12 protein-coding genes are annotated in these 15654 nt (G+C 74.0%); 5 read left to right on the top strand and 7 right to left on the bottom strand.

The genetic code is table 11. The annotated features are described in order from the left end of the window. Window positions 1-42 precede the first annotated feature (42 nt). Both ACGFNF_RS07410 and ACGFNF_RS07415 read right to left on the bottom strand, forming a co-directional pair. Window positions 43-450: a roadblock/LC7 domain-containing protein gene (locus tag ACGFNF_RS07410; protein WP_067359650.1), complete on the bottom strand. Its 408-nt coding sequence runs from the start codon at window positions 448-450 to the stop codon at window positions 43-45. Next, window positions 447-3620, bottom strand: coding sequence for a nitrate- and nitrite sensing domain-containing protein (locus ACGFNF_RS07415; protein WP_393166460.1), 3174 nt, complete (start codon window positions 3618-3620; stop codon window positions 447-449). The genes ACGFNF_RS07410 and ACGFNF_RS07415 overlap by 4 nt, the downstream gene beginning before the upstream one ends. Before the next feature lie 445 nt (window positions 3621-4065). Between ACGFNF_RS07415 and ACGFNF_RS07420 the strand changes: the two genes are divergently transcribed. Next, window positions 4066-5247, top strand: a complete 1182-nt coding sequence (locus ACGFNF_RS07420) for an ABC transporter substrate-binding protein (protein WP_393166462.1) — start codon at window positions 4066-4068, stop codon at window positions 5245-5247. Window positions 5248-5356: 109 nt separating this feature from the next. Here the strand turns inward: ACGFNF_RS07420 and ACGFNF_RS07425 are convergent, their stop codons facing one another. Further along, window positions 5357-6202, bottom strand: coding sequence for an ABC transporter permease (locus tag ACGFNF_RS07425; protein ID WP_393166464.1), 846 nt, complete (start codon window positions 6200-6202; stop codon window positions 5357-5359). Window positions 6203-6304: 102 nt separating this feature from the next. Continuing rightward, a complete protein-coding gene (locus ACGFNF_RS07430; RefSeq protein ID WP_393166466.1) occupies window positions 6305-7336 on the bottom strand; it encodes an ABC transporter substrate-binding protein in 1032 nt (343 codons plus the stop codon). Window positions 7337-7600: 264 nt separating this feature from the next. Between ACGFNF_RS07430 and ACGFNF_RS07435 the strand changes: the two genes are divergently transcribed. The 4 genes from ACGFNF_RS07435 to ACGFNF_RS07450 all read left to right on the top strand — a co-directional run bounded on the left by ACGFNF_RS07435 (window position 7601) and on the right by ACGFNF_RS07450 (window position 12231). Continuing rightward, a complete protein-coding gene (locus tag ACGFNF_RS07435) occupies window positions 7601-8386 on the top strand; it encodes an ABC transporter ATP-binding protein (protein ID WP_393166468.1) in 786 nt (261 codons plus the stop codon). A gap of 2 nt (window positions 8387-8388) precedes the next feature. Then, window positions 8389-9339 (top strand): LLM class F420-dependent oxidoreductase, encoded by a 951-nt coding sequence (locus tag ACGFNF_RS07440; protein ID WP_393166857.1) that lies wholly within the window; start codon window positions 8389-8391, stop codon window positions 9337-9339. Then, entirely contained in the window at window positions 9336-9638 is a 303-nt protein-coding gene (locus ACGFNF_RS07445; protein ID WP_088998381.1) for a cupin, read from the top strand. Before ACGFNF_RS07440 ends, ACGFNF_RS07445 begins: the two co-directional genes overlap by 4 nt. Window positions 9639-9714: 76 nt before the next feature. Further along, entirely contained in the window at window positions 9715-12231 is a 2517-nt protein-coding gene (locus tag ACGFNF_RS07450; protein WP_393166470.1) for a hypothetical protein, read from the top strand. 113 nt (window positions 12232-12344) lie between these two features. Here ACGFNF_RS07450 and thiC read toward each other — a convergent pair whose 3' ends face one another. From thiC to ACGFNF_RS07465, 3 genes are read right to left on the bottom strand one after another with little or no spacing between them, the layout of a single operon-like run. Further along, window positions 12345-13937 carry a phosphomethylpyrimidine synthase ThiC gene (thiC, locus tag ACGFNF_RS07455; RefSeq protein ID WP_393166472.1) on the bottom strand — a complete coding sequence of 531 codons (1593 nt, stop codon included), beginning with the start codon at window positions 13935-13937 and terminating at the stop codon, window positions 12345-12347. A 17-nt stretch (window positions 13938-13954) separates the two neighbouring features. Next, complete coding sequence (thiD, locus tag ACGFNF_RS07460; protein WP_393166474.1) at window positions 13955-14743, bottom strand: bifunctional hydroxymethylpyrimidine kinase/phosphomethylpyrimidine kinase; 789 nt, start codon at window positions 14741-14743, stop codon at window positions 13955-13957. Further along, a complete protein-coding gene (locus ACGFNF_RS07465) occupies window positions 14740-15570 on the bottom strand; it encodes a thiamine phosphate synthase (protein ID WP_393166859.1) in 831 nt (276 codons plus the stop codon). The genes thiD and ACGFNF_RS07465 overlap by 4 nt, the downstream gene beginning before the upstream one ends. Between the last annotated feature and the right edge of the window lie 84 nt (window positions 15571-15654).

Raw genomic sequence — 15654 nt, forward strand, 5'->3', positions numbered from 1 at the left:
ATCCTCTCGTTCCTGCGACGCACGGTCCGCGCGTCGCGCCCGCTAGGACCGCACCGCGTCCCGGGGCAGCGGCACCAGGGCCGCACCCACGCGCTCGACCAGCAGCGCCATCTCGTAACCCACCTGACCGACGTCGCAGCTGCGGGCCGCCAGCACGGCCATCGACGAGCCGTCGCTGATCGACATCAGGAACAGGTAGCCGCTGTCCATCTCGATGACCGTCTGGAGCACACCGCCGGCGCTGAACATCCGGGCGGCGCCCTCGGTCAGGCTGACCACGCCCGAGGTGATCGCCGCGAGCTGGTCCGCCCGGTCCGCGGGCAGGTCCCGCGAGGAGGCGAGCAGCAGCCCGTCGGCGGACACCGCCACCACGTGGGCGATCCCCGCCACGCTGTCGGCGAAGTTGGTGAGCAACCAACTCATGTCCTGCATGGCCGCTGGCCTGTTCATCGACTCGTCTCCTTGGTCGAGGTGCTGTCCTGGTCCGTGCCGGCCGCCCGGCCGCGCTGCACGCCGCGGTGGTAGGCCGACAACAGGCCCCGAACTTCGTCCGGGGTACGCCGGCTGCGGTCGCGGCCGCTCCGGGGTTCGATCCCGCCGGGCACGAGCTGTGCCTGCGGCTGCCGCTTGGGCAGCCCCGAGCGGGTGGTGCCGGCGGTGGCGGGGGCCGCCGCCCGGCTGGCCCGGGACCAGCCCTCGTCTGCCGCCGTCCGCCAGGCGTCCGTGTCGGACGCGGGCGCCGCCGGGGGCGGGTCCGCGACCGGCGCGGCGGGGGGCGCCGCGGGAGGCGCGGCGGGGGGTGTGTCCGGCGTGGCGGGTCGCGCCGCGGCCGGCGGCGTGTACGCCGGCGGTGCCGGCTGCACGGGCAGCGGAGCGGTGTCGGTGCTGCCCGGCGTACGCGTGGGCAGTCGGGGCGCGCGGGGCTGTGCCGGTGCCGGCGGGGCGGCGGCCGGCTGGGCGGCGGGTGCTGCGGCGCTGGGCGCTCCGGCGGCCTGCTGGGCCGCGGCCGACTGACTGAAGTCGGGGCGGGTGAAGATGGCCGTGGCGTCGTTACCGTGCGACCGGAACCACACCGCCTCCATCTCCCGGAAGATCGGTGCCTCGGCCGGCAGTTCGGCGCGCGGGGTGATCGGCGCGGCGGGGGCGGGCGGGGCCGTGGCGGCCAGGCCGGCCCCGAGGCCGCGCCCGGCGCCCGGGTCGGTGCCGAAGCCGGTCTCCCGGGCGGAGCCGGCGAACCCCGCCGACAGCCCGGTGGCCGGCGAGCCGGCGATCGGGCCGACCGGCAGCGCCGGTGCGCCCGGCGCTTGCACGTCCCCGCCGGGGACGCGCTTGGGCAGCGCGTCGACCGTGGGGTACGCGACGGTCGGCGTACCGACCGAGGGGACTCCGCCGGCGAAGGCCGGCCGGGCCGGGGGTGCCGCCGGGGGCGGCGACGTCAGGCCGCCGGCCTGCACCGGGGCCGCGGTGTCCCGCGCCTGCTCCGGGGCCTGCCACGGCGTCGGGGCGGCGGACCGCCACTGGTCGGTGAGGGTCGCCGAGGCGGTACGCCCCGCGCCGGCCGGCTCGCCGAGGCCGGCCGGGGTGAGCGGGTTCTGCTCGACCGCGAGCGGCTGCCGGGGCCGGGTGATCTGCTGGTCCCGGCTGTGCACGGGCGGCAGCACCACCGTCGCGGCGGGGAGCGTCACCTGGGCGACGGTGCCGCCCTCCACGTTGCGGCGCAGCTCCACGCGGATGCTGTAGCGGGAGGCCAGCCGGCTGACCACGGCCAGACCCATCAGCCGGAACGCCGCGACGTCGACGCTCGGCGGGGCGGCCAGTCGCCGGTTGAGCGAGTCGAGCTGGTCGTCGGTCAGGCCGAGGCCCCGGTCCTCGACCTGGATCAGGACGTAGTCCCGGATCCGTCGGGCGTCGGCGACCACGGTGGTGGTCGGCGGCGAGAAGCGGGTGGCGTTGTCGAGCAGCTCGGCGACGAGCCGCACCACGTCGTTGACCGCGTGCGCCGCCACCGAGATGTCGGTGTCGACGGTGCCGAACTCGATCCGGTTGTAGAGCTCCACCTCGGACTGCGCGGCCCGCAGCACGTCCACCAGGAGGGCGTCGTCGCGGCGCGGCACGGCCGAGTCGGCGCCGGCCAGGACGAGCAGGTTCTCGTCGTTACGGCGCATCCGGGTGGCGAGGTGGTCCAGCTCGAAGAGCTGCGCGAGCCGCTTCGGGTCCTCCTCGCCGCGCTCGATCGCGTCCAGCTCGCCGATCATGCGGTCGACCAGGGTCTGACTGCGGCGGGCCAGGTTGAGGAACATCGCCGAGACGCTGGTACGCAGCGCGGCCTGCTCGGCCGCCACCCGGACCGCCTCGCGGTGTACGACGTTGAAGGCGAGCGCGACCTGGCCCACCTCGTCGCGGTTGTTGAGCTGGATCGGGTCGCGTACCTGCCGGACGATCTCCTCGACGCCGCCGTCGCCGACGTTGCCGACGTTCTGCAGCCGCTTGACCGCGTCCGGCAGGTCGTGGTTCGCCACCGAGAGGGCGCCCTCCCGCAGCCGGCGCAGCGAGTGGTTGAGCGAGCGGGCCAGCACCACGGCGAGGGTCACGGCGACGATGAGGGTGAGCAGCACCAGCCCGGTCTCGATGAAGGCCTGCCGGATGACGTCCGAGCGGGCCTGGTCGGCCTGGCTGAGCAGCCGCTCCTGGAGCCGGATCTCGGCCCACCGCATGAGGTCGTTGACCGCGCCGATGGCGGCGGTGGCGTCCTGGGCGGTCACCGGCGCGGCCTGCCCGACCGAGCGGGTGATGTCGGCGGCCACCCGGTCGGCGAGGGTCACCGCGTCGCCGGAGACCGTGCTGTCGACGAGGGCACGCTGGGTCGGGTCGGCGGCCAGGGAGAAGGCGACCAGCGCCTCCTGCTGGCTGGTCAGCGTGGCCACGAAGGAGGAGAACTGCTCCTCGTCGAGCTGGCGGGAGAGGAGGGCGGTGTAGACGACCGCCTGTTCCTCGGCGACGGCCGCCTTGGCGCGGGCGAACGCGGCGACCGCGCGCCGGGCGTCCGCGAGCCGCTCGTCACCGGGCAGCTGGGCCAGCCCGTCGCCGTACGCGACCAGGTCCGTGATGATGATCCCGTAGCGCAGCGCCGCCTCGGCGACCGCCATCTGCTGGCGGTCCAGCACCTCCTGCCGGGTGCTGGCGAGCGTCTCCAGGTGCTCGTCGATGGTCGCCAGCCGCTCCCGTACGGCGGCCGGCACCTGGTCGACCCGTCCGCGCTCCGCCCGGTACGCCGCGACCCGCTCGTCGGTGCTGCGCACCCGCAGGTTGTAGGCGTCGGCCTTCTGCTGCGGCGTCGACAGGAAGGCGGCAGCGGCCATCCGCTCGGCGTGCAGGTCCTGCGTCAGCGCGGAGACGTCGATGGAGAGCGCCGTCAGCGCCCGGGCCTGGTTGGCGTCGAAGGTGTTCTCACCGACGGCGACGAGTCGGACCGTGGCCAACGCGAGCACCGCGGCGACCGGCACGACCAGGATCAGGGCGAGCTTGGAGCGGATCCGCACGTCGCGGAGCCGGGGCAGCCGACGCCGCTTGGGCTGTTCGGTGTCGCCACTCGCGGGCAGGGTCGTCGGTCCGGTGCTCACGACATCGCCTCCGTCGTTTCTTCCACGCCTGCCCCGCCGACTCGCGCCCGGTGCAGCGGACTGCGCCACACGCGGCACGGCCGCGATTTCATCAGAACTGATCCTGTTTGGGAAGTCGCGACGGGGTAGGAAACGGTCTGAGGGCTCGCATCCCGTGATCCGGTCAACTAATACCTTCAATTCTCCATGCCCGTGAACAGGGCATGTAACTCCAGAGTGGTCATCCGTGTCGTATTAGTAAGCGCTTGCAAACTTCCCGTTGCCCCACCATGTGGGATACGTGTCCCGAAACGCATCCGAGGCTCCGCTTGACCGCGGGGCCCGGCGTTGGCAAGGTTTTGCAGGCTTCGCGCACACCGTACGGCAGACCGATCCCGTTCCTCTACTGAGGACGGACAACCCGGCGGTGACCGGGTACCGCCCGGGCCGCATCTGGAGGACTGAGTTGAGCCCCATCCGCTCCGCGACCGCCGCGGCGCTCGCATCGGCCGTGCTGGCCACCACGCTCACCGGCTGCCAGTTCGGGGCGGACGAGCAGGACACGAGTCCCATCGTCATCGCCGCGGACCTCGAACTCTCCGGCGCGGCCGCGCCCGTCGGCAAGGCGTACCAGCGGGCGCTGGAACTGAAGGTCGAGCAGCTGAACTCCTCCGGCGCGCTCAACGGCCGGAAGGTCGAGCTGCGGGTGAAGGACAACCGGTCGGACGCGAGCGAGTCGCTGCGCAACATCGGTGACTTCAGCGCTGATTCCCAAGTCAGCGCCATCATCATGGGCGGCTGCAACGAATGCGCCGTCGGCGCCGTCCGCACCATCAACGAGAAGCGAATTCCCACCATTGCGCTCGCCGCCTCCAGCGCCGTCTCCACCCCGGTCGCCGAACGGCGGTACGTGTTCAAGCTCTCCCCGAACGCGGCCGACAGCGCCGCCGCCCTCGCCGGCGAGATGCGCCTCAAGGGCGTCCGCAAGGCGGCCGTGCTGCACAGCGACGACGCCTACGGCCGCGAGGGGTTGACCGCGCTGCGCGCCGAGTTCGCGAAGGCCGGCGTCAAGCTGCTGCGCGAGGAGGCCGTGCGCACCACCGACACCGACGTCGCCAAGCCGGTCAAGGACCTGCTCGACAAGAAGCCGGACGCGCTGGTCGTCTGGACCCCGGCGGAGCAGGCGACGCTGGCCGCCACCGCCGCCCAGCAGGCCAAGTTCAAGGGCGAACTCTTCTTCGACGCGACGGCGGCCGGCGACCTCTTCCTCGGCGCCGCGTCCGCGGCGACCGAACGCACCACGCTGGTCTTCACCCAGACCATGGTGATCGACGACGTCATCGCCACCACCCCGGCCAAGGCGGCCCGCCGCCAGTGGTTCCAGGACTACACCGCCCGCTTCGGCGGCTACAACGGATCCTCCTCGTTCGCAGCCGACGCGGTGCAGCTCATCGCCGACGCCGAACTCCGCTCGGGCGGCGAGCCCGGCGAGGTCGACCGCGACGGCGTCCGCAACGTGCTGGAGACGACCCAGTTGGACGGTCTCTCCGGGCCGATCCGGATGACCCCCGACAACCACTCCGGCCTGATGCCGCAGGCCCTCACCACCCTGGTCGCGCGCAACGGGCGCTGGCGCCTCGCGGGCTGACCGGCCGGTCGGTGGTGGACGGGATCCGGCGCACGGGACCGCGTCGGACCAGCGCGTCGGTGTGGCCCGCCGTACCCCGGCGGGCCACACCATCGACCGTTGCGACGGGTCAGCGGGCCGACGTGGTGGCGCGGACCCACGGCAGGGCGAGCCGCTCGACCAGGGACAGTGCGCTGTAGAGCAGGATGCTCATCAGCGCGATCAGCACGATCGCCGCCCAGGCGGTCGCGGTGTCCCCCACGCCGTTGTACTGCAGGATCTGGTAGCCCAGCCCCGGCTTGTCGGAGTAGAACTCGCCGATCACCGCGCCGATCGCGGCCAGCGGCATCGCCACCTTGAGCCCCACGAAGATCTGCGGCAGCGCGGCGGGGAAGCGCACCTTGCGGAACGCCTGCCACCACGAGGCGTTCAGCGACCGGGCCAGCTCGGCCAGGTCGTTGGGGGTGGTGGTGAGACCGGTCGCCGTGGAGAGCACGACCGGGAAGAAGCAGAGCAGGAACACCATGGTCAGGATCGGCTTCGCACCCCAGCCGACCGAGACCACCAGCAGCGGCCCGAGGGCGATCTTCGGCACCGCGTTGACCGCCACCAGCAGCGGCGCGAACATCCGCTCGACGCGGCGGGATCCGGCCAGGGCCATCCCGATCAGCACCCCGGCCACCGCCGACAGCAGGAAGCCGACCACCGTCATCATGGTGGTGACGCCCAGCGCCGGCAGCAGCACTTCGGCGCCCGCGACCAGTGCCTTCCACACCGCCTGCGGCGGGGGCAGCGACACCGGGTGCACCAGTTGCAGACCCGACGTGACCAGCCACCAGGCGGCCAGCGTGATCACCGCGCCGAGCAGCGGCAGCCCGACGGCCGCCGGGCGTACGCCGGAGCGGCGCGGGGCCGCGGGCCGGGGCGCGGGCTCCGTCCCGGTGCGGACGGACCGGGTACCGGTCGTCTCCGTCACGGATTCTCCTCTCCTGCCGGCCGGGCCGGCACGCGACGGGGGGGGTGCGGTCCACCGGGTCGCCCCGGTCGACCGCACCCCCCGTGCCACGGTGGGCGGCTGTCAGGCCTTCGGCGCGAGGCTGAAGTCGATGATCTGGTCGGGGGTGATGTTCTGCTTGAGCGCGCCGGCGCCCTGCAGGATCGCGATGCTCTTGGCGACCCGGCCGCTGTCCAGGGTGCCGAGCTGGGTGCCGGAGTTGTTGGAGCGCACGTAGCCGGCCATGAGCTGGAGCTCGGCGGCGGCCGCGGCGGGGTTGGCGGCGTCGACGTTCTTCTTCAGCAGCTCGCCCGCCTCCTGCGGGTTGGTCAGCGCGTAGTCCAGGCCCTTCAACAAGGCCCCGGTGAACCGCTTGACCATCTCCGGCTTCTCCTTGGCGATCTTGGAGGAGGTGATCAGCACGTTGCCGTAGAGGTCCTGCATCACGTTGCTGTAGGGCAGCATGACGGCCTTCTGCTTGGTCACCGTCTCGATCGTGGGCTGGCCGACGACGAACTGGCCGATGCCGTCCACCGTGCCGTTGCCGAGCATGCCCATCAGGGCCTGCGCCTGGCCGTTGACCCACTGCACCTTGCTGGCGTCCACGCCGGCCATCCGGGCGTACGTCGGGAAGAGGTTGCGCACGACGGAGCCCTCGGTGTCGGCGAGCTTCTTGCCCTCCAGGTCCTTGGGCGACGCGATGCCCTTGCCCTCGACGGTGGCGATGGCGGCCATGGTGCGCTGCTGGATCGCCGCGACCGCGACGAAGTCCTTGGCCTGGCCGCCGCCGAGCTGGAGCAGACCGCCGGTGAGGTCGATCGGGCCGAACTGGGCCTGCCCGCCGACGACCTGCTGGATCACCGCGCCTGTGCCCTGACCCGGCTTGATGTCGACGTCGAACCCGGCCTCCTTGAAGAAGCCCTTCTCCTTAGCGACCCAGGCGTAGGAGTCACGGCCGAAGTTGCCGAACGAGGTGAGGTAGGTCACCTTCTCCAACGCCGCGCCGTTGCCGCCCTTGGCGTCGGCGCCGGAGTCCGAGTCGCCGCTGCACCCGGAGACCAGGGCGAGGGCGGTGGCCAGCGCAGCGGCAGCGACCGTACGGGTCAGCCTTCTCATCAGTGCACCATGTCCTTTCCGACCGGAGCGGCGCGCCGCCGCCGGAGGGGGTTGTCTGACGGACCGGCCGAGGGGTTGGGCCGGCAGACCGTCGTGAGGGGACTCTTAGCTGGCACAGCGTACGAGAAACCGGCCCCGACAATGCCCGGCGTATGGGTTTCGTTACGGAAAAATCCTCGCTTCCACCCCGGACGTCGTCTCGTCCACACCAGGCGGTTACCCTGGGCCGCGATCGCTGATCGCCCACTCAGGAGGTCGCCGGAGATGATCAAGCTTTCCGGGGTGTCCCGCACCTTCGACGGCCGCAGCGGCCGGGTCGAGGCGCTGCGCGGCATCGACCTCGACGTGGCGGCGGGCGAGTTCGTCGCCATACTCGGCCGCTCCGGTTGCGGCAAGTCCACGCTGCTGCGTCTGATCGCCGGCCTGCTCCCGGTCAGCGAAGGCAGGATCACCGTGGCCGGTGCGCCGATCACCAAGCCCCGCCCGGACATCGCGATGCTCTTCCAGCGGCCGGCCCTGCTCCCCTGGCGCACCGTCCTGGACAACGTCCTGCTCCCGGTCGAGATGTTCGGCTGGAAGCGGGCCAAGCACCGCGACCGGGCCCGGCAACTGCTGGAACTCGCCGGGCTGGGCGGCTTCGAGAAGCGGCTGCCGCACGAACTCTCCGGCGGCATGCAGCAGCGGGTCTCGCTGTGCCGGTCGCTGATCGGCGAGCCCCGGGTGATGCTGATGGACGAGCCGTTCTCCGCGCTCGACGCGCTCACCCGCGAGGAACTCTCCGGCGAGTTGCAGCGCGTGCACATGACGTCCGGGGCCACCGTCGTCTTCGTCACCCACTCGATCGACGAGGCCGTGCTGCTGGCCGACCGGGTGGTCGTACTCAGCCCCCGCCCCGGCCGGATCCGCAAGGTGGTCGACGTGAACATCCCGCGACCGCGCACCCTCGGCCGCAACGCGCACCTGGCGGACGTCGCCCGGGTCAGCGCCGACCTGCACGAACTCCTCATGGAGCGGGATCTGCCGGTGACAGCCGGCGCGGAAACACGATGAGCATGCGGGTCACCGTCTTCACCGAGCCGCACCGGGGCGCCAGCTACGACGACCAGCTCCGCTTCGCCCGGCTGGCCGAGGACGGCGGCTTCGAGGGCTTCCTCCGCGCCGACCACTACCAGGCGATGGGTGACGATCCCGCGCCGCCCGGCCCGACCGACGCCTGGCTGACGCTGGCCGCGCTGGCCCGCGAGACCAGCCGGATCCGGCTCGGCACCCTGGTCACCTCCGCCACCTTCCGGCTGCCCGGCCCGCTGGCCGTGATGGTGGCCCAGGTGGACCAGATGAGCGGCGGCCGGGTCGACCTCGGCATCGGCGCCGGCTGGTACGAACGCGAGCACACCTCCTACGGCATCCCGTTCCCCGGCGTCGGCGAGCGCTTCGACCGGCTGGCCGAGCAGTTGGAGATCATCACCGGGCTGTGGCGGACGCCGCCGGGCGAGACGTACAGCTTCACCGGCGACCACTACCGGCTGGTGGACGCGCCCGCCCTGCCGAAGCCGGTGCAGGTGCCCGGCCCACCGGTCATCGTGGGCGGACGCGGCCCGAAGCGCACCCCCGACCTCGCCGCCCGGTACGCCGACGAGTTCAACATGCCGTTCAAGACGGTCGCGGAGACCGCCGCCGCGTACGGGCGGGTGCGGGAGGCCTGCGACCGGGCCGGCCGGGCCGAGTCGGGACGCGCACCGCTCACCCTCTCCGCCGGCATCGTCGTGGCGATCGGTCGCACCGACGCCGAGGCGCAGCGCCGCGCCGCCCCGCTGCACGTCACGAGCGCGCTGCCGCCGGAGGACGCGGTGGTCGGCTCGCCCGCGCAGCTCGTCGACCGGATCGGGGAGTTCGCCGCCGTCGGCGCCACCCGGGTGCACCTGCGCCTGATCGACTTCGCCGACCTCGACCACCTGGAGCTCATCGCCGCCGAGGTGCTCCCCCGACTGGACGGAACCCGATGACCGACGCACACCTCGAACTCGGCCCGGTGGGCCAGGAGATCGTGTACGAGAACGACCGCGTCCGCGTCTGGCACATCCGGCTGGAGCCGGGCGAACGACAGCCGCTGCACCGGCACGACCACCCGTACCTCGTGGTGGCGATCCAGGGCGCGAAGAACGTCGTACAGACGATCGACGGCACCCTCATCGACGCAGACGAGCCGACCGGCGGGGTGGTCTACCGGGATCCGGGCGCCGTGCACATGCTGACCAACGTGGGCGACACGACGTACCTGGCCCGGCTGGTCGAACTGAAGTAACCGCCGGCCGGCGGGTCGCCCCCCGCTCGCGGCGCGCCGGTGGCGGCCTGGTCAACAGGTGCGTAACGTGCCGGACATGGCCTTTCGGACCTGGGGCAGACTGCTGCTCACCGCGCTCGGGGTGAGCCTGCTGGCCGGGGCCGGTCAGCTCGGCATCGCCTTCGGCTTCGGCATCGTCCGGCTCTCCGGCACCTTCACCGGCGCCACCGTCAACCAGTGGCCGGCCCAGCTCGTCTGGGCGGGCTGGTTCGCGGCGAACGCCGCCGTGGTGGGCGCGGTGCTCACCGAGCGCCTGGCCCGCAGGGACGGTGGGCTGGCCGGCACCGGGCGCCTGCTCGCCGTCGCCGGCGCCGCCGCGCTTGGCGCCACCGTCGTCGCGCCGCTCTGCATGCAGCCGGCCCGGGCGGCCGAACTCGTCTCGATGGACCCGGTCTGGGCCGTCGGCATCTGCGCGGTCCTCGGTGCGCTGGTGGGTGCGGGCGCGGCCGTCGCCGTCCTGCTCCAGCCGCCGGTGGGATGGAACGTGGCGGCGATCGCGGGCGCGGTCTGGCTGCTGGCCCTGGTCTCGGTGGCCCCGTCGCTGATCTCGACCGGCCCGCTGGACACCGTACGACTGGGGGTGCTGGAGCCCGCGTCCCTCGACGCCGGCACGGTGCAGGGGCTGGCCCTGGTGGTCCTGCCGCTGGTGGCGCTGCTGGCTGGCGCGGCGACCGGCGGGCTGGCCCGGTGGCGGGGCCACCCGCCGCTGGTCAGCGGCGCGACGGGAGTGGCGGGACCGGCGCTGGTCGCGTTCGCCTACCTGACCGCCGGTCCGGGCGACACCGCCGACCGCTACCAACTCACGCCGTACTACGCGGCGCTGCTCGCGGTGGCCGTCGGCGCGCTCGGGTCGGCCGCAGCCGCGCTGCTGCGCTGGCCGCTCGTCACGCGCACCGCCCCCACCGGGGCCATCGAGCCGACCGACATCCTCCGGCCGCTGCCCACCGGTCCGGCCCTGCCGCATACCCCGGCGCCCACCAACAGCGACGAGCCGGAGACGGTCGACCTGGCCGGCGCCAGCCTGGTCGTCGCCGACCAGGCCGGCAGCGGTACGGGCTCCGGCGCGGTCACCGCCGCCACCGGCGACGGCCCGGCACCCCGGGCCGTGCCCCCGCACTGGGACTGGCCCGCCGACGGAGGAACCGTCCCGGCCGCACCGGTGACACCGGCTGCCCCGGTGGCCCCGCTGGCATCGACCGTCCCAGCAACCCCGACCGTCCCGGCCACACCGGTCACCGACGAGGCGCCGCCGGCCGGGAAGACGACGCCCGGCGTGCAGCCCGCCGGGGAGATGACGGCCGCCGCACGGTCGACCGGAGGGGCGACGACTGCGGCACAGCCGGTCGGGGCTGCGGCGCCCGCAGGACAGCCGGCAGAGGGACCAACACAGCCGGCCGAGGGACCCGCACCCGCAGGGCAGCCGGCAGAGGCGGTCGCCGACCAGCGGGTCGTCCCGAACGCGCCCAAGCCCCGCCGCACCCGTAAGCCCCGCTCGACGCGCCAGCCCGCCGCTCCGGCGGCACCGGAGGCTGCGGGCCCGGGACCCGTCGCCACGGGCGCCCCCGAGACCGGCGCCACCGCGCCCGGCGCGGCGATGTCGTCGCCATCCCCGGACGCCTCCGCCGCGCCCGGCACCACGCCCAGCACGACCGCACCCGGCACGACGACCAGCCCCCAGCCCGGTGCCCCGGCCGGAACCGGGCCCGACACCGCGACCGGCCCCGCGCTCGACAACACGGCCGGGTCCGAGTCCGGCACCACCATCGGGTCCGAGTCCGGCACCACGACCGGGTCCGGGTCCGGCACCACGACCGGGGCCAGGTCCGGCACCACGGCCGGGGCCAGGTCCGGCAACACGACCGACGCCGAGCCCAGCAGCACGACTGGTCCCGAGTTCGGCGCCGCGGCCGACGCCACGCCCGGCAGCACGGCCGCCGCGGGTTCCGGCGTACCGCGGCCGGACGACAGCGGCCACCACGCGGTGCCGCTCTTCGCGGCGGACGGCGAGGCGGCTCCCGGCCGGGCCGTCGGGCCGGACGCCGGCACCGCGCCCCCGCCCGCCCCGGCCTGGCCCGTCTCGCCCCGGCCCCAGGCCGACGGCACGGCCGAGGCGGCACAGCCCGCCACAGAACCCGCGCCCGACCCGGCACCCCGGCCCCGCCACCGGGCCCCGATGCCCGACCTGGCCCGGGCCGCGAACTGGGAGGCGCTCGCCACCGCACGGCGGGGCGGTCCCGTCCCGGCGCCCGTCGACGCCGCGCCGGAGAACGGCATCCCCACCGCCCGGGCGGAGGCGCCGGCGCCCGGCTCCCCGTCGCCCGCCGAGGCCGAGCAGCCCACCGGGCGGGGCCGGGGCCGGCTGGGTCTGTTCCGCCGCAACCGGCCCCGGGCCGAGGACGCCCCGGCCGACCGGGAGTCCGAGCCGCTGCCGGCGCAGGACGAGGAGTACGTGGACTGGGTCGCCGGCCTCAGCAAGCCGGTCCCGGACAACGAACCCGAGCAGGAGAGCGGCCGGCGGTCGTTGCGCTCCACCGGCCGCCACCACCGCGACTGACCCGACCGGGCGACGCCCGCCCCGCCCGGGGTGACCGGAGCCGGGGCGGCGCCGCTCTTTCTCCCGAACGTCGGCGGGGACGGGCGTCGTCGTCGGACGCGCGGTCGCGCCGCTCAGGCGAGCGGCAGGTAGACCCGGCCGCCGGAGGAGAGGAACTCCTCCGACTTGTCCTGCATGCCGCGCGCCGCGTACTCCTTCAGCTCCTGGGTGATCTTCATTGAGCAGAACTTCGGGCCGCACATCGAGCAGAAGTGGGCGGTCTTCGCCGGCTCCGCCGGCAGGGTCGCGTCGTGGTACGAGCGCGCGGTCTCCGGGTCCAGCGACAGGTTGAACTGGTCCTCCCAGCGGAACTCGAACCGCGCCCTGGAGAGCGCGTCGTCCCACGCCTGCGCGCCCGGGTGCCCCTTGGCCAGGTCGGCCGCGTGCGCCGCGATCTTGTACGCGATCACGCCGGCCTTCACGTCGTCGCGGTCCGGCAGCCCCAGGTGCTCCTTCGGGGTCACGTAGCAGAGCATCGCGGTGCCGAACATACCGATCATCGCCGCGCCGATCGCCGACGTGATGTGGTCGTACGCGGGGGCGATGTCGGTGGTCAGCGGGCCGAGGGTGTAGAACGGTGCCTCGTGGCACCACTCCTGCTGGAGGTCCACGTTCTCCTTGATCTTGTGCATCGGCACGTGGCCGGGGCCCTCGATCATCACCTGCACGTCGTGCTCCCAGGCGATCTCCGTCAGCTCGCCGAGGGTGCGCAGCTCAGCGAACTGCGCCTCGTCGTTGGCGTCCGCGATCGAGCCGGGGCGCAGCCCGTCACCGAGCGAGAACGTCACGTCGTAGCGCGCGAGCAGCGCACACAGCTCGGCGAAGTTCGTGTAGAGGAAGTTCTCCTCGTGGTGCGCCAGGCACCAGGCCGCCATGATCGAGCCGCCCCGCGACACGATCCCGGTCACCCGATCCACCGCCAGCGGCACGTACGGCAGCAGCACCCCCGCGTGCACCGTCATGTAGTCGACGCCCTGCTCGGCCTGCTCGACCACGGTCTCCCGGAACACCTCCCAGCTCAGCTTCACCGGATCGCCGCCGACCTTCTCCAGCGCCTGGTAGATCGGCACGGTGCCGATCGGCACCGGCGAGTTCCGCACGATCGCCTCGCGGGTCTCGTGGATCCGCTTCCCCGTCGACAGGTCCATCACGGTGTCCGCGCCCCACCGGGTCGCCCAGGTCAGCTTCTCCACCTCCTCGGCGACGGAAGAGGAGACCGCCGAGGTACCGATGTTGGCGTTCACCTTCACCAGGAACGCCTTGCCGATGATGGCCGGCTCGCACTCGGGGTGGTTGACGTTGAGCGGCAGCACGGCCCGCCCGGCGGCGATCTCGTCCCGGACGAACTCCGGCGCCATCCCCTCCCGCACCGCCACGAACTCCATCTCCGGCGTCACCACGCCCGCCCGCGCGTACGCGAGCTGGGTGGGGCGGCGGCCGTCCGCGCCCGCGAGCGGGGTGCCCGCGCCCCGCACCGGTGCCACGTCGCCGCGCTCGGCGATCCATGCCGCACGCAGCGGCGGCAGCCCGACCTCCGGATCGGAGCCGGGGCCGGAGGTGTCGTAGAGCCGCAGCGGCGGGTTGTCGCCGGCCAGTTCCACCTCGGCGAACGGCACCCGCACGTCCGGCCGGGACCCCTCCACGTACACCTTGCGACGTGCCTGCATGACAGCCTCCCTGGTGATCAAGCGGACCAGCCGAAGTGGTCCAGCGGGCCGCGTCCCGCGCCCAGCTCCCAGTCCCGCGCGCCGGTCAGCGCGCGGAGGACGTACTCCTTGGCGGCGGCGACCGCCGTCGGCACCTCGTCGCCGAGCGCCAGCCGGACCGCGATCGCCGCCGAGAACGAGCACCCGGTGCCGTGGTTGTGCCGGGTGTCGACCCGCGGCGCGCGCAGCAGGGTGGTGACGCCGCGGCCGTGCAGCACGTCGACCGCCTCACCGTCGGCGTCCACGTCGCCGCCGGTCACCACCACGTGCGCCGGCCCGCCGGCCGCCAGGGCCTCGGCGGCGGCCACCATCTCCTCGACCGTGGTCACCGGGCGTCCGGTGATGGCCGCGGCCTCCGCGCAGTTCGGCGTCGCCACCTGCGCGTACGGCAACAGCCGCTCCACGGCGGCGACCACGCCCAGCCGGTGCCCGCTGGTGGCGACGAGCACCGGGTCGACGACGAGGTGCGGCAGCCGGCCGCCCCTGGCGGCGTCCGCCACCGCGTCGGCGACCGCCGGGGTGCCGAGCACCCCCGTCTTCACGGCGCGGACGGTGAAGTCGGCGAGCACGCTGTCGAGCTGCTCGGTGACGGTGCGCGGCGGCAGGGGCAGCACGGCGTCGACGCCCCTCGTGTTCTGCGCGGTGACCGCGGTGAGCACGCTGGTGCCGTACGCGCCGAGGGCCGCGAAGACCTTCAGGTCGGCCTGGATGCCGGCACCGGCGCCGGAGTCGGAGCCGGCGATGGTGAGCACGGTCGTCGGGGTCATCGTTCCTCTTCCGTGATGGCGTACGGGATCTCGCGCCGGGCCTGCGTGGTCGTCGCGTTTGGGGGCTGCGGCCGACCGTGCCCACTCCGGGCGGTCAGGCTTGATCCCTCCGTGGGCACGGTCGGCCGCAGCCCCGTCCCTGAGACCTCCGTGCGGTCCCGCCGGCTGCGCGTCGTCCCAGCAGGAGCTGAGCTGCCGTGCCCAGTCCGGCTCGCCGCGTTGGTGGCTGCCGTGAGGGTGGCTGCTGCCGCCTCGGGGTCGTCGGCGCGCATGATCGCGCCCAGCACCGCCACGCCGACGGCTCCCGCCTCGACGCAGGCGGCCACCTGGTCCGGGCTCTGCACTCCACCGAGCGCCAGGACCGGCACGGGGCTGTGCCGGATCAGCGTGCCGAGCCCGTCCGGGCGCAGGGGTGGGCCGTAGCCGGGCTTGGTGCTGGTCGGGTAGACGGGCGAGAGGGTGGCGTAGTCCTCGGTGGTCAGTCGCGCCAGCTCCGCCCGGTCGTGGCAGGAGCGGCCCACCAGGCCGAGCCTCGGCGGCGGGTACGGCCCTGCCGACGGCAGGTGCACCGCGTCGCCGTCGAGCGGGTCGGGGCCGGCGACGATCAGGCTGCCGCCCGCCTCGGCGAGGATCGCGCGCAGCTCGGCGGCGAGGGCGGCGCGCTCGGCCCACGGGAGGTCCTTCTCCCGCAGCACCACCCACCGCACTCCCCCGGCCACCGCCCCGGCAACGACCTCGGCCAACGGCCGCCGAGCCTGCCGCCGGTCGGTCAGCAACAGGACGCCGGCCGGCCCGCCCGAGATCTTGGTAGGAAACGGCCCCTCCAGGGGCTCTTCCGTACCAAGATCCAAAGCCGAAGCCGAAACAGCGCCCGGAGCCGGCGCGGCACCCGGGGGCGAAGCGGAACCGGG

This window comes from Micromonospora sp. NPDC048868 (genome assembly GCF_043198195.1).
Taxonomy (GTDB): domain Bacteria; phylum Actinomycetota; class Actinomycetes; order Mycobacteriales; family Micromonosporaceae; genus Micromonospora; species Micromonospora reichwaldensis.

Bases quoted from the DNA above. Each gene is read 5' to 3' on its own strand.
- ACGFNF_RS07410 (WP_067359650.1), bottom strand. From the start codon at position 450: ATGAACAGGCCAGCGGCCATGCAGGACATGAGTTGGTTGCTCACCAAC.
- ACGFNF_RS07430 (WP_393166466.1), bottom strand. From the start codon at position 7,336: ATGAGAAGGCTGACCCGTACGGTCGCTGCCGCTGCGCTGGCCACCGCC.
- ACGFNF_RS07435 (WP_393166468.1), top strand. From the start codon at position 7,601: ATGATCAAGCTTTCCGGGGTGTCCCGCACCTTCGACGGCCGCAGCGGC.
- ACGFNF_RS07440 (WP_393166857.1), top strand. From the start codon at position 8,389: ATGCGGGTCACCGTCTTCACCGAGCCGCACCGGGGCGCCAGCTACGAC.
- ACGFNF_RS07445 (WP_088998381.1), top strand. From the start codon at position 9,336: ATGACCGACGCACACCTCGAACTCGGCCCGGTGGGCCAGGAGATCGTG.
- ACGFNF_RS07450 (WP_393166470.1), top strand. From the start codon at position 9,715: ATGGCCTTTCGGACCTGGGGCAGACTGCTGCTCACCGCGCTCGGGGTG.
- thiC (WP_393166472.1), bottom strand. From the start codon at position 13,937: ATGCAGGCACGTCGCAAGGTGTACGTGGAGGGGTCCCGGCCGGACGTG.
- thiD (WP_393166474.1), bottom strand. From the start codon at position 14,743: ATGACCCCGACGACCGTGCTCACCATCGCCGGCTCCGACTCCGGCGCC.